Genomic DNA, 13725 nt, shown 5'->3' with positions numbered 1-13725 from the left:
GACACCATCCTTATCCCATCTCTTCCAAACTTATGATACTACTAGACTTACGCATTGACAAGCAAACATACAGCCTGTGCAGCGATACCCTCCCCGCGTCCAGTAAAGCCTAATTTTTCCGTTGTGGTTGCTTTAATATTCACCTGAGCAGCATCTGCATCAAGCGCTTTAGCAATTACTTCACGCATCTGCGGAATATATGGTGCCATTTTAGGCGCTTGTGCGATGATCGTAGCATCAACATTTCCTAATTGATATCCTCGCTCTTTTACCAAATTCCATACATGGATGAGTAGCTGTAAACTATCGGCATCCTTAAAAGCTGGATCAGTATCAGGGAAATGCCGTCCAATGTCTCCCTCTCCAATCGCGCCGAGAAGTGCATCAGAAATCGTATGTAATAGTACATCCGCATCTGAGTGTCCTAATAAACCTTTTTCATATGGAATGGTTACACCGCCAATGATGCAGGGCCTGCCTTCAACTAGTTGATGTACGTCGAAACCTTGTCCGATCCTCATTTTCTCCTCTTCCTCTCTTCCGAACGCCTCTTCATAATCTCTTCCCCAAACCAGAGATCATCAGGAGTTGTCACCTTGATGTTTTCATAGCTACCATCAACAATTGTAACTGGGTATCCAAGCATTTCTACGAGCATCGCATCATCTGTTCCTACTTTTCCCTGTTCAAGTGCAAACTGGTGCGCTTCTTTTACGAGTGAAAGTGGAAAAGCTTGTGGGGTTTGAACCGCCCACAAGCTCTCGCGTGCCGGGGTTGCTTGCACGACTCCATCTGGACCTACGATTTTAATCGTATCCTTTACAGGAACCGCTACAACAACTGCCTGATGATCTTTTAATTTGGTTATGATTCCAGAAATTTGCTCAGCCGTGATAAAAGGTCTTGCTGCATCATGGATTAATACATGCGTACAGCTCTCCGATAGAGCTTCAAGTCCATTTCGCACACTATCTTGACGCTCTGCACCACCTATAGCCAAGATCACTGAATATGGCATGCTCTTTCGCCATCGATCCATATCCTCGTAATCTTGTTCATTTATCACCAGAACTACCTCGGAAATTCCTGGATGTTGAATGAAAGCTTCAACCGTATGCTGAAAAATCGGCTTATGCTGTAAATGCAACCATATCTTATTCTTACCAGCCTTCATTCGTTTCCCTTTTCCAGCGGCAACGATCACCACGCTTGTTTCCACACGTACCCTCTCCATTATGTTATCAATGCGCTACAATGCCTTCTCCAGCATCTTTGGCTTCGCGAAGATCATGCGGCCTGCCGATGTCTGTAGCACGCTGGTTACCAGCACATCAATCTCCAACCCAATATAATCACGGCCGCCTTCTACTACGATCATAGTACCGTCATCAAGATAAGCTACACCTTGACCGTACTCTTTTCCGTCTTTAATTACCTGCACATGTAATTCTTCACCCGGCAGGACCACAGGTTTAACCGCATTGGCCAAATCATTGATATTAAGAACTGGAACACCTTGCAATTCACAGACCTTGTTTAAGTTGAAGTCATTGGTAACCACTTTACCATTAAGCACCTTTGCTAGCTTAATTAATTTACTATCCACTTCCGCAATCTCTTCAAAATCTCCTTCATAAATTTGAACATTAACCTTTAATTCTTTTTGAATTTTGTTTAGAATGTCCAAACCTCTGCGACCACGGTTTCTTTTTAGTGCATCAGACGAATCAGCAATATGTTGTAATTCTTCAAGTACAAACCCTGGGATAACAAGCGCTCCCTCGATAAAGCCGGTGCGACAGATATCAGCAATGCGACCGTCGATAATGACGCTAGTATCCAGAACTTTATGCTCAACGTTGGCACCAATGCCTCCGCTTTCCTTTTTGCTTTTCTCTTTGCGACCTATAGAAAATACCGACATAATTTCGTCTCTTTTACGAAATCCCACCTGAAAGCCTAAGTAACCAAGCAAACCGGAAACAAGAAGTGGTAAGAAATCACCGAGAACTGGGACAGGTATACTATTGATCGGTAGGAATAATAAAAAGGCAACGATAAGTCCGATAATCAAACCTAAGGCTCCAAACATGACATCAGTAATAGGGAGTGTCAATAGCTTTTCTTCACCCCAGCGGATTGCATTCACCAAGTAATCCACCAACGTATTTGCCAATAGGTAAAACAAAATCACTCCTAGCACAGCCCCAATGTATGCTGGACGTGGAACTTCTCCAAAATTGAGCAAATCATTCAAAAATGAGAAAAATGCGGGCCCAAACTGATACCCCAGTCCTCCACCAATGATAACAAAGAAAAACTTACAGATTCGTTTTAACATAGGCTCACCTCCTCTTATTAATATAGACAGAAGATCTAACAAAAAAACCTAGTCTCCTGCAAATGATTTGAATGGTTTGTCTCATATCTCTTTCCCCTCACTATAACAAAATATTTTTTATAGTGTCAAATAGCCGGAAATTTTAACACAGCTTAAACATATACGTCAATCAAAAAAATATAAATTTGAAAAAGCCAGCAAAAATTCTAAGGTTTGACAGATGGATTATGGAGTTTCTATAATAAACCATAATCAAGTGAATAGAATTTTCTGACTCCCCCTCATCAGAGAACAGAGGTGAATACTATTGTCTAGTGAAATCAAGGATTTTCAAGAACAAGTTTCCAACCTACTGATTAGACATCGGAGTATTTTAGATGTCATGTCTAAGCTGCAGGAGTCCAGCGCTCGAACAAACCGGGCCTTGACGAAAGCAGTAACTGATTGTGGATGCGTGGAGATTACTGCCTTAAAGCAAGCCTTTGATCCAGCAAGTTCCTTACACGATAACCAGCCTCATCTAGACACGCATTTTTCGGGACAGCTTTGTGAGCACTGCCGGGATATCCTTACCGCTGAAATTGGAAAAAACTTATTTTACTTGGCTGCTCTTTGCAACGTCACTGATATTTCCTTATCCAAAGTACTCGAAGTTGAAACAGATCGACTCAATACGTTAGGAGTTTTTAATCTCTCCTAGCATCCAATTGTTCTGTTCTCTCTATACTACGGATGAACCGGCAAGAAAGTTGCAACCCCCCGTTTGAGTTAAACGGGGGGTTGTTTGTTTGATCCTATCAAGTTATAGATAATGCTTTTTCTCTTCTTGCGACTCTCTTTTTCTTACCTTGCGAATAAAATATTCAACGTTTTTTTTTATCCCATACAAAGCATATAGTGCGAGCGGCACAAATACCAGTTTGGAAATTTGATTCGGGAACATAATCGCAATAACAATCACACCAACGATGATTATGGGAGCAATCCAATATGCTGACTTCGGAATCCCTACTTTTTTGAAGTTTGGGTATTTTACGCGAGATACCATAAGGTAAGCAAGCATCAGCATTCCAAGTGCCAAGATGGTTGTTGGAAATACTTCATGAAACAATGCCAGTGTAGCTAGTACACCACCAGCAGCCGTAATAGGCAAGCCGATAAAGTAGCCAGGAACACCCGCTTGTACATTAAAACGCGCTAAACGACAAGCTCCACAAATAGGGAAAAGAGCCGTGATGATAATACCTACTACACTGATTTCCTGCAATGCAACTACATACATGATAAAGGCCGGTGCGACCCCAAAAGATATAACGTCCGATAATGAGTCCAATTCTTTTCCAAATTCACTTTGTGCATTTAACATACGTGCTACACGCCCATCCAAACCGTCCAACAGCATACCGACGATTACTGTAATGGCTGCGAAATCAACATAATCGTTAAATGCCAAGATCATTGCTACTATACCTAAAAATAGGTTGCCTAGAGTGAGCATGTTCGGCAATGCTTTCACAATCATAGTCTACCTCCGTTAATTATCATCCCACGATATTCTATCCCTACGGCTAATCGTAATTGGTAAGAGTAGAAAAAGGGGGTAATTTATACCTGTTGACTTTTTTAAAAAAACCGTAGCATAATTCCTTCATACTAATAGAACTAAATGTGCCTGTCAATGAACACTTGTTCCTGGATTCTTTTCAATCCGTCCTTAATGGCACGCGCTCTAATCTCACCAATTCCTTCTACATCGTCCAATTCCTCGATAGTAGCCATCATAATGAAGTGCAGATTACCAAAGTGGCAAATGAGATTGCAAATAACAGTGGAAGGAAGTCTAGATATTTTACTAAGCAATCGATATCCACGTGTCATTACTATCTCGTCCGACAGCTTATTCATATTTATATACCCCAATAGTCGAAGAAAGACACTTGGATCCATTAATTCCTCTGGACTTAGCTTACTCATTTCATTTAAGACGTGCTTAGTATCCACCTTATCATCTTTTGCATAGTCTAAAATGAGTAGCTCTGCCTCTTGCTCCACATTGAACACAAGCTCTTCTAGCTGTAGGTTAATTAATCGACCCTCCGTACCTAATTCCAGGATATATTTTTTCATCTCTAACTTTATACGGATGACCATCTCAATCCGTTGCATAACCGATACAATTTCATGAACAGTGACTAATTGTTCAAATTCTAACGCACTTAGATTCGTAAGCCCCTGCTCTAATACCATCTTATATCTTTCCAAAGTTTGCAGTGCTTGATTCGTTTTCGCCAAAATAACGCTAATATCTTTAATAACATAGCGCTGAGTTCCTTGGTATAACGTAATGACATTGCGCCTTTGCGAAATGGCAATAACCAAATGGTTCGTTAATCGTGCTGTACGATCGGCTGTACGATGCCTTGTTCCCGTTTCATTCGAAACAACAGCCCCGCTGGGCAATAGCTGTGTGTTGGCATATAAAATCCGCTTAGCGTCCTCGCTGACAATAATAGCTCCATCCATTTTGGCCAATTCATATAAATGGGCTGGAGTAAATTCACAGTCAATATAAAAACCACCGTCAATGATGTTTTTCATCTGTGGACTACATCCCACAACAATTAAAGCGCCTGTTTTGGCATGTAGAACGTTTTCCAGCCCCTCACGAAAAGGCGTACCTGGAGCGACAAAACGCAAAGCATCCAACATCAAATATAGCTACCCCCTTATTGCATATTGCAAAGCTTCCTCCACATTTTTCACACCAATTACCTCAATCCCAGCAGGCTTTTCTAGTCCTCGCATGCTTCTCTCTGGAATAATGACCCGCTTAAAGCCCAGCTTTTCCGCTTCGCGTATACGTTGCTCAATTCGAGAAACACCGCGGACTTCGCCTGTTAAACCTATTTCTCCAATCACTACATCATATGGGTTCGTTGAATGATCTCGAAAACTACTAGCAATGCTTACCGCAATCGCTAAATCAATAGCAGGCTCATCTAATCGAACCCCACCCGCTACGTTTACATAGGCATCTTGATTTTGCAGCATTAAGCCTACTCGTTTCTCCAAAACGGCCATAATCATAGCAATTCGCTGATGATCTACCCCTGTTGCCATTCGACGAGGAGTAGCAAAGCTGGTTGGGGAAACTAATGCCTGTAGTTCAACAAGCACGGGTCGAGTTCCTTCCATACTTGCTACTACTGTTGATCCAGCAACTCCAATTGGCCGTTCCGCTAAGAATAACTCAGATGGGTTTTCTACTTCAGCTAGCCCTTTTTCTTTCATTTCAAAAATACCCATTTCATTTGTGGAACCAAATCGATTTTTAACCGCTCGTAAAATACGGAAGGTATTATGTCGATCTCCTTCAAAGTAAAGAACAGCATCAACCATATGCTCAAGCATACGCGGTCCAGCAATTGCTCCTTCTTTTGTAACATGTCCGACAATAAAGATAGCGATACCTTTACTTTTTGCTATTCGCATCAGATGGCTGGTACACTCTCGGACCTGAGCTACACTCCCTGCTGCGGATGTGACAGCAGGATGAAAAATGGTTTGGATTGAGTCAATAATGACCACATCAGGGTCGACAAACGTTATTTGCTCCTCCACCTGCTCCAAATCAGTCTCCGTCACTACTAGCAGATTTGATGTTTGTACACCAAGGCGATCAGCTCGCATTTTAATTTGTTTAACAGACTCCTCACCGGAGATATACAACACTTTATTATTCTGATGTGCAAGAGCAAAAGAAGTTTGGAGAAGTAAGGTAGACTTTCCGATCCCCGGATCTCCCCCAACAAGCACCAACGATCCCAAAACTAAACCGCCACCTAAGACACGGTTTAATTCACCTAAGGTGGTATCTAATCTTGGTTCCTCCTCACTTATGACCTCTGTGATGGGCTGTGCCTTTTGTTTAGTGGACATACCACGATCTCTACCACCAGCTTGTTTACGCTCTAATTCTTCAACCATCGTATTCCAATTATTACAGCCTGGACATTTTCCCAGCCATTTAGGACTTTCGTACCCGCATTCCTGACACACAAACTTTGTTTTTACTTTTGACATATAACATACTCCCGTATCTATAAATTCATTCTACTTGTTGTTCGTGCAACTACTGTTAAATCCTGCTAATGGACAGCATTTTTATATCACCTTACATTTATGCTAGATGTATAAAAAATATCCCCGAATCATCTTCGGGGATACATACTGCTTTCTCCTGAAATTATACCATGTTTTGCTTCAGGATTCGTTTATTTTGTTACTTTTACTTGTTCCAAGCGTTTTATCGTTAATTTGCCGTCTTCCGCATCAATCTGAACGGTATCTCCTTTTGTGATCGTTCCCTTGAGCAATTCCTCAGATAAGCGATCTTCAATATTTCGTTGAATCGCTCGACGTAGAGGTCGTGCACCATAGGCGGGATCAAAGCCCTCTTTAGCGAGAATTTTCTTAGCCTCTTCGCTTAGTTTGAAATCAATCTCCTGTTCGACTAGGCGTTTGCGCAAGTCCTCGGTCATCAAGGTAACGATTTTTTCAATATGCTCCTGTTCTAGAGAGTGGAACACAATAATTTCGTCGATACGGTTCAGGAACTCTGGACGGAAGCTACGTTTCAATTCATCCATGACTTTATCTTTCATATCTTGATATTTCTTTTCAGAATCATTTGTAGTAAAGCCAAGGGAGCTATTTTTCTTAATCATGCTTGCACCCACATTGGATGTCATGATGACTACCGTATTGCGGAAATCAACTGTCCGTCCTTTAGAGTCTGTTAATCTTCCATCATCAAGCACTTGTAATAAAATATTAAAGACATCTGGATGTGCCTTTTCAATTTCGTCTAGCAAAATAACTGAGTATGGTTTACGGCGAACCTTTTCTGTCAATTGACCGCCTTCATCATAACCCACATATCCTGGAGGCGCACCGACTAGACGGGCAGTGGTGTGCTTCTCCATGTACTCAGACATGTCTACACGGATCATGGCATCTTCATCACCGAATAATGTTTCAGCCACAGCACGAGCTAATTCTGTTTTACCTACCCCTGTAGGGCCTAAGAAGATAAACGAACCAATTGGACGCTTTGGATCTTTTAAGCCAGCACGAGCGCGACGTACTGCACGGGCAACTGATTTAACAGCCTCGTCCTGTCCAATAACTCGGTCGTGTAGAATATCTTCCATTTTTAATAGACGTTGTGTTTCTTCTTCCTTCAATTTTAAAACAGGAATACCAGTCCAGTTAGCTACCACATGAGCGATATCCTCCTGAGTAACCTCCATGTTTAGTTTTCCTTGTCTCTCTTTCCAATCCTTCTTAGTGGAATCGAGCTCCTCGCGCAGTTTTTGTTCCTTATCTCTTAAAGCTGCAGCTTCTTCAAATTCCTGAGATTGTACGGCTGCGTCCTTTTCTTTGCGAACCTCTTCTAATCGTGCTTCTAGCTCTTTTAGGTTAGGTGGTACGGTAAAGGATTGCAAGCGAACCTTGGAAGCTGCCTCGTCAATTAAATCAATAGCTTTATCTGGCAAAAAGCGATCCGTTATATAACGATCTGACAATTTTACCGCTTGCTTAATAGCTTCATCTGTAATTTTTACACGATGATGGGCTTCATAACGATCACGTAAACCGCTTAAGATTTTAATCGCATCTTCAGGAGTCGGTTCATCTACTTGAATGGGTTGGAAGCGGCGTTCGAGCGCGGCATCCTTCTCAATGTATTTACGATACTCATCCAGCGTGGTGGCACCGACACATTGTAGCTCGCCGCGAGCAAGTGCTGGTTTAAGAATGTTGGATGCATCAATCGCTCCCTCAGCCCCACCTGCTCCAATTAATGTATGCAACTCGTCAATGAACAAAATAATATTTCCTGCTTGTCGAATTTCATCCATAATTTTTTTCAGACGATCCTCGAATTCACCACGATATTTGGTGCCGGCTACCACTGTACCCATATCTAAAGTCATGACACGTTTATCACGCAAAGTTTCTGGGATCTCATTATTAACAATTTTTTGGGCGAGACCCTCAGCTATCGCTGTCTTACCAACACCCGGTTCACCAATTAATACTGGGTTATTCTTTGTCCGTCTGCTCAATACCTGAATCACACGTTCAATTTCCTTCTGACGACCGATCACCGGATCAAGTGAACCTTCTTTAGCAATAGCCGTCAAGTCCCGTGCTAATCCATCTAAAGTAGGAGTGTTTGCCGATGAGTTGCTTCCAGAAGGCTGATGAGATGACATCATTTCTGAGCTACCCAATAATTGCAATACCTGTTGACGTGCTTTATTTAGGCTAATGCCTAGGTTGTTCATGATTCGCGCAGCAATTCCCTCTCCCTCGCGAATTAGACCTAACAAAATATGTTCGGTTCCCACGTACGTATGACCTAGCTTGCGAGCCTCGTCCATGGACAGCTCAATTACTTTCTTAGCTCGTGGGGTGTAGTTTGGTGTATAATTTGTCGTGTTTGCCGGTTGTTCAGGAGCACGACCGATTAAAGATTCCACTTCATTTTGAATTTTATCAAGTCCGAGACCGAGTGCTTGAAGTGCTTTTGCCGCAATTCCTTCTCCCTCTCGGATCAGACCTAAAAGAACATGTTCGGTTCCAATATCTTTGTGACCTAAACGAACTGCCTCTTCCAATGCTAAAGCTAATACTTTTTGTGCACGCTCTGTAAATCGTCCAAACATCATAGTATAAGCACCTCCATTACTCTTCTCTTATGAATTGCCTTTTAGTCGTTCTCGAATGACATAAGCTCTACGCTCATCTCGTTGTTCTGCTGTTAATTTCTGTCCCGCATCATATTGTAAAAAACCGGGTTGTGTGCTAACTAACAGTTCATTTACAACAAATGGGCTGCATGCTTGTAAATAACCCAAATCTATTCCCAAGCGTACATCAGATAAGCGCTGAGCCGCTTCTTTTGATTCTACCGTTCTGGCATGAGTCAAAATCCCATAAGAACGAAAAATCTTATCCTCAATAGATATGCGATTATGCTCTTGCAAATACTGACGCGCTTCTCGCTCTTGTTCAATAATTTGGCTTGCAACGCTGTATAGATTTGAGATAATATCTGCTTCCGACATACCAAGTGTCACTTGATTGGAAAGCTGAAAGAGGTTGCCAACAGCTTCGCTTCCTTCCCCATACAAACCGCGAACAACCAAGCCTACTTGAGTAATTGCCTGCAAAATTCGATTAATCTGCTGGGTCATCACAAGTGCCGGTAAATGCAACATGACAGAAGCACGTATACCAGTACCTACGTTTGTAGGACAACTAGTTAAATAGCCTCGTTTTTCATCAAAAGCATAATTGACTTGTTTTTCGAAGATATCATCCATCTTGCTTCCTTTTTCCCAGGCTTCCCGCAATTGAAAACCTGGCAAGAAAACCTGAATACGTAGATGGTCTTCTTCATTGACCAATACACTGATGGATTCGTCCTCACTTAAAATGACGGCACCTTTTCTGGATTCCTCAGCCAAATTAGGGCTGATGAGATGTTTTTCTACCAGCACTCTCTTTTCAAGAGGCTTCATGTCCTCCATGGACAACAGTTCGAAGGAGCCTTTCTTCTTCATAGAAGCCGAATCGATTACTTCTTTTACTTTACGTACGACCTCTTCTGCTTGTGAGTCAGTAGCTAAGAGTGGAAAAGGATGCTGACGTAGGTTCCTAGCGATTCGCAACCGCGTACTAATAACAATATCAGAATCAGGACCCTCACCTTTCATCCAATTGCTCCATGGGTGCTGGGTAAAACGCTGTAGGGACATACTTGATGTTCACCTCCACCATTTATTCACTTGGATTGTTCAATCTTTTGTTCCAGTGCACGAATACGGTCTCTAATTTCCGCTGCCTTTTCAAACTCCTCTGTAGCAATATGCTGTTGAAGAGCAGTTTTTAGTTGCTGTAAATCCTTTTTTATCTTTAATTGGCTACCTGTACGTTCAGGTACTTTCCCCATATGCTGGGTATTTCCATGAATTCTTCTAAAAAGCGGGTCAAGTTTAGCTCCAAAATGGTTATAACAATCACTACAACCAAAACGACCACTCTTGCTAAATTGTGTATAGGTTAATCCGCATGTTTCGCAACGCGTAAGCGGAGAAACTGTATTTTGGTTAATCTGTTGACTGCTGACACCTTTGTTCATTGGGTCAAAATTTAATAGACCAGCCAATAAATTATTTAGACCAAAATTACCAAAGCCTGAGAAATATTCGCCTTTTTCCTTGGCACATTGCTCGCAAATGTGAGTCTCAGACTTTTCACCATTTACGATTTTGGTAAGATGTAAGGTTGCGGGACGTTTGCCGCACTCTTCACAATTCATAATAAGAACCTCCTTACAAGTCAATCGGTACAACCAGACTTTTAGGGTTAATTCTATTTTTTGCAAAGGTGTAACTTCTATGTTATGAGAATTGATGTAATCATATGCTTTAAGATACTGGCTCTTAGCTGATCTCGTAAAGGTGTATGAACCATCAGCACCTGTCTTGAGGTGGCTACCTTCATTAAGGTGGCTTCTCGTAAACTAATCCATCTTTCTTCCACTAATCGATCAATGAGAGAGTAACCGTATGATTGAGTTATACTATCTCCAATCATTTCTTCCGTCAAAAGCTCCTGTAATGTATCCTTACACAAAATTTGCGCCTTTCGAATCCGGATAAAGCCTCCACCGCCACGTTTACTTTCAACAATATATCCTTTTTCAATAGAGAAACGAGTGTTAATGACGTAATTAATTTGGGACGGTACACATTGAAACTTTTCGGCAATATCACTCCGCTGAATTTCAATAGCTCCATTCGGACTCTCCTGAAGTATGCTCTTTAAATGCTTCTCAATGATGTCCGATATATTTCGCAAAGTGTCGCCTCCTTGCCTAAGAATATGAGTGAAACTAAGGGCATTAAAATTAATTTTTTAGTTAGTCAATTTGACTTTGACTATCTTTGACTTTTATTATAATTACTTTTTTATTTACTTTCAACCCTTATTTCCCTTACTCCTTTATTTTGGTCAAAAAAGGTCTATTTCAACCTGCATCAATTAAAAAAACCACCTTCAAAAAGGTGGTTCACTTTTACCTGTTCATTTAGATTGATAAAATGGTACTTGTTGAAGTAACTCCGCATAGCCTTGAATGACTGCATCTGCGTTTTTCAACTCACCAGAATCAGCAAAGCCAAAATCACAGCCTATTGTCCATAAATGATTTTTTTTACCTGCCTCAACATCTGACTTACGATCTCCTACCATGACTGCCTGCTTAATATCGTATGTTTTTAGAAGAAGGGCTACTAGATCTACTTTTGACTCAGTTTGGAAACGTCCGGCTGAGTATAGATCAGTAAAAAGATGCGTGATGTTAAAGTGCTCACATATTGCCTCGACATAACCGTCCATGGCATTAGATGCTACAAAAAGCGCAATTCCCTTCTCGTGCAGTGCTGTTAGTTGTTCTACCACTCCCGGATACAGGGAAACAACACCTTCATCCAATAATTTCTCTTCATGCTTAGCTAATAACTCCGTAGCCAGTTCCCTTGTCTTTTCATCTGCTTCCGGTAGCATTTCATCCCATATCTCGTCTAGAACCATACCCAAGGTACTAGTAATAGCACGATCATCAGGAAGTTCACCATTCCATAGATGACGATCTCGTAAATCTTGAAAGGTGCGTCTAAAACCTGGAATAGCCATAGACTCTGTCTGCAATAAAGTACCATCCATGTCAAAAATAACGGCATGCTGTATGCTCACTCTACCACCTCAATATCGTGTTGTTACATGATTGTGACCGATTTTCACAGAACTCACTCATCTACTGCATATCTTGCTTAATAAATGCAGCGATGTCATAAGCGGCAAACGGACGTGCAATCATTTCTGCTTGTTGTCGCATTGCTTTAGACTTTTGTTCATCTAAAAGCACTTGCTCAATTGAGTATATCAAATCTCGACTCTCTGTAGCGTGGACAGCACAGCCATTGTTTAACAAAAAGTGACTATTTCGTTCCTCTTGACCTGGCAATGGATTAAAAATAACCATAGGAACACGTTTGCTTAATACCTCAGCAGTTGTTAGACCACCTGATTTTGTCACAATCGCATCGGCTACTTCTAAATACTCATGAAAATTATCTACATATTGTAATGCCACTACATCATGAGAATACGAACGGTTTGTAACACTTCTATATAATTTTTCATTTAGACCTGTTAAGACGAAAATTTTCAAAGGAATATGTAAGGCATCGAGACCTTGCAATACTTTATCCATGGGGCCTAATCCCAATCCACCACCGGACAATATTAATACTTTTTGGTCCGGCTTGATTTCAAATTTAGCACGAAGCCCCTGTTTATTAACCTCTTCTCTAAATTTGCGCATAATCGGGATGCCCATTGGTTTAAATTTTTGACGATTTTCATGATAAAGATCAACTAAGTAAAAAAGCTGTTCACTAGCAATAAAATAATGGTCAATATGATGATTTACCCAGGATGGATGAATTGTATAATCCGTTATAATTGTATAAATTGGTTCCGTCCACTGATTACGTCCCTTTAATACAGATAGCATACAGCTAGCAAATGGATGCGTAGCAATAAAAGCATCCGGTTCTACACTGTTAATCAATCGTTTTAAATTATTTGCCAGTAGCTTATTAACAAAAACGTTCATATCAAAAAGTCTGGTTTTCTCTGTATTATGATAAATTTTACCCCATACACTTGGAGAGAGCTTTAATATATTCGTATAGCTTTCCAATAAGATTTTATGGAAGGTTGGACTTATATATTCAAGGGTGTCAATTACCATAGAAGCATAACCAAGTTCGCTTAACTCTTCCTGAATCGCACGAGCAGCCTGGTTATGACCGTTGCCAATGGAGGCGGAAAAGATGAGTATCTTTTTCATTTCGACTCTCCTTTGCTGTCTATTCCAACATCAGTTCACTTGCCCCCAATTCTTTTTACATACCAGTATGCCTTACATGTTCTGTAAGGCTTCAATGAGTGTCCTATGATTGGGGTACGAAGATGAGGAAGGCCTAATTCATGTAGGAAAAGTGTATTTAGCCGGATTTGATTCCTATCCTTAGCATATCATACCATTGGTTATAACCTAAGTCATATCTTCATGTGCATATATGTTCTAATGTTCTCTTATGTAATACGATTTAACACGGCAATAAGATACACTATGATTCTATCTAAATAATCTTTTCATAAAACGAAAAATCTCTCAACAATAATCTGTTGAGAGAATCTATTCATGATCTTCATTCTCTGAAAACTAGATAATGAAA

Annotated in this window: 13 protein-coding genes; 1 reads left to right on the top strand and 12 read right to left on the bottom strand. The window is 40.9% G+C overall.

Annotation, left to right across the window (positions count from 1 at the left end; genetic code table 11):
- Positions 1 to 47: 47 nt before the first annotated feature.
- Genes ispF through AYJ08_RS21985 form a run of 3 tightly spaced genes read right to left on the bottom strand, consistent with a single transcriptional unit; the run spans position 48 to position 2341 of the window.
- Positions 48 to 521, bottom strand: a complete 474-nt coding sequence (ispF, locus tag AYJ08_RS21995; protein ID WP_064019489.1) for a 2-C-methyl-D-erythritol 2,4-cyclodiphosphate synthase — start codon at positions 519 to 521, stop codon at positions 48 to 50.
- Positions 518 to 1219, bottom strand: a complete 702-nt coding sequence (gene ispD / locus AYJ08_RS21990; protein WP_064019488.1) for a 2-C-methyl-D-erythritol 4-phosphate cytidylyltransferase — start codon at positions 1217 to 1219, stop codon at positions 518 to 520. Before ispD ends, ispF begins: the two co-directional genes overlap by 4 nt.
- Positions 1220 to 1249: 30 nt before the next feature.
- Positions 1250 to 2341 (bottom strand): PIN/TRAM domain-containing protein, encoded by a 1092-nt coding sequence (locus AYJ08_RS21985; RefSeq protein ID WP_064019487.1) that lies wholly within the window; start codon positions 2339 to 2341, stop codon positions 1250 to 1252.
- 307 nt (positions 2342 to 2648) lie between these two features.
- Here AYJ08_RS21985 and AYJ08_RS21980 point away from each other — a divergent pair, with 307 nt between their 5' ends.
- Complete coding sequence (locus tag AYJ08_RS21980) at positions 2649 to 3041, top strand: nucleoside triphosphate pyrophosphohydrolase family protein (RefSeq protein WP_031413181.1); 393 nt, start codon at positions 2649 to 2651, stop codon at positions 3039 to 3041.
- A 102-nt stretch (positions 3042 to 3143) separates the two neighbouring features.
- On the opposite strand, the gene pssA is transcribed toward AYJ08_RS21980, so the two are convergent.
- From pssA to AYJ08_RS21935, 9 genes are all read right to left on the bottom strand, one after another.
- The gene (pssA, locus tag AYJ08_RS21975) at positions 3144 to 3863 is read right to left on the bottom strand and encodes a CDP-diacylglycerol--serine O-phosphatidyltransferase (protein WP_003345131.1); all 720 of its coding nucleotides are present in this window, start codon (positions 3861 to 3863) and stop codon (positions 3144 to 3146) included.
- 140 nt (positions 3864 to 4003) lie between these two features.
- Positions 4004 to 5050, bottom strand: coding sequence for a DNA integrity scanning diadenylate cyclase DisA (gene disA, locus AYJ08_RS21970; RefSeq protein ID WP_064019486.1), 1047 nt, complete (start codon positions 5048 to 5050; stop codon positions 4004 to 4006).
- A gap of 9 nt (positions 5051 to 5059) precedes the next feature.
- The gene (radA, locus tag AYJ08_RS21965) at positions 5060 to 6424 is read right to left on the bottom strand and encodes a DNA repair protein RadA (protein ID WP_064019485.1); all 1365 of its coding nucleotides are present in this window, start codon (positions 6422 to 6424) and stop codon (positions 5060 to 5062) included.
- 191 nt (positions 6425 to 6615) lie between these two features.
- Positions 6616 to 9078, bottom strand: coding sequence for an ATP-dependent Clp protease ATP-binding subunit (locus AYJ08_RS21960; RefSeq protein ID WP_064019484.1), 2463 nt, complete (start codon positions 9076 to 9078; stop codon positions 6616 to 6618).
- A 27-nt stretch (positions 9079 to 9105) separates the two neighbouring features.
- Entirely contained in the window at positions 9106 to 10170 is a 1065-nt protein-coding gene (mcsB, locus tag AYJ08_RS21955; RefSeq protein ID WP_064019483.1) for a protein-arginine kinase McsB, read from the bottom strand.
- A gap of 26 nt (positions 10171 to 10196) precedes the next feature.
- Complete coding sequence (gene mcsA / locus AYJ08_RS21950) at positions 10197 to 10733, bottom strand: protein-arginine kinase activator protein McsA (RefSeq protein ID WP_064019482.1); 537 nt, start codon at positions 10731 to 10733, stop codon at positions 10197 to 10199.
- Between the two features lie 77 nt (positions 10734 to 10810).
- A complete protein-coding gene (locus tag AYJ08_RS21945; protein ID WP_064019481.1) occupies positions 10811 to 11275 on the bottom strand; it encodes a CtsR family transcriptional regulator in 465 nt (154 codons plus the stop codon).
- 225 nt (positions 11276 to 11500) lie between these two features.
- Positions 11501 to 12172: an HAD family hydrolase gene (locus tag AYJ08_RS21940; RefSeq protein WP_064019480.1), complete on the bottom strand. Its 672-nt coding sequence runs from the start codon at positions 12170 to 12172 to the stop codon at positions 11501 to 11503.
- A gap of 61 nt (positions 12173 to 12233) precedes the next feature.
- Positions 12234 to 13334 carry an MGDG synthase family glycosyltransferase gene (locus AYJ08_RS21935; protein WP_064019479.1) on the bottom strand — a complete coding sequence of 367 codons (1101 nt, stop codon included), beginning with the start codon at positions 13332 to 13334 and terminating at the stop codon, positions 12234 to 12236.
- Positions 13335 to 13725: the final 391 nt, after the last annotated feature.

It is taken from the genome of Brevibacillus sp. SKDU10, from assembly GCF_001645205.1.
GTDB lineage: Bacteria > Bacillota > Bacilli > Brevibacillales > Brevibacillaceae > Brevibacillus_B > Brevibacillus_B halotolerans.
The sequence above is the reverse complement of the archived record's forward strand: the minus strand, read 5'-3'. Positions and strand labels throughout refer to the sequence as shown.

What these genes read in the sequence shown, in the direction of transcription:
- pssA (WP_003345131.1), bottom strand. Translation starts at nt 3,863, where the DNA reads ATGATTGTGAAAGCATTGCCGAACATGCTCACTCTAGGCAACCTATTT.
- mcsA (WP_064019482.1), bottom strand. Translation starts at nt 10,733, where the DNA reads ATGAATTGTGAAGAGTGCGGCAAACGTCCCGCAACCTTACATCTTACC.
- AYJ08_RS21985 (WP_064019487.1), bottom strand. Translation starts at nt 2,341, where the DNA reads ATGTTAAAACGAATCTGTAAGTTTTTCTTTGTTATCATTGGTGGAGGA.
- AYJ08_RS21960 (WP_064019484.1), bottom strand. Translation starts at nt 9,078, where the DNA reads ATGATGTTTGGACGATTTACAGAGCGTGCACAAAAAGTATTAGCTTTA.
- ispF (WP_064019489.1), bottom strand. Translation starts at nt 521, where the DNA reads ATGAGGATCGGACAAGGTTTCGACGTACATCAACTAGTTGAAGGCAGG.
- disA (WP_064019486.1), bottom strand. Translation starts at nt 5,050, where the DNA reads ATGTTGGATGCTTTGCGTTTTGTCGCTCCAGGTACGCCTTTTCGTGAG.
- AYJ08_RS21935 (WP_064019479.1), bottom strand. Translation starts at nt 13,334, where the DNA reads ATGAAAAAGATACTCATCTTTTCCGCCTCCATTGGCAACGGTCATAAC.
- radA (WP_064019485.1), bottom strand. Translation starts at nt 6,424, where the DNA reads ATGTCAAAAGTAAAAACAAAGTTTGTGTGTCAGGAATGCGGGTACGAA.
- mcsB (WP_064019483.1), bottom strand. Translation starts at nt 10,170, where the DNA reads ATGTCCCTACAGCGTTTTACCCAGCACCCATGGAGCAATTGGATGAAA.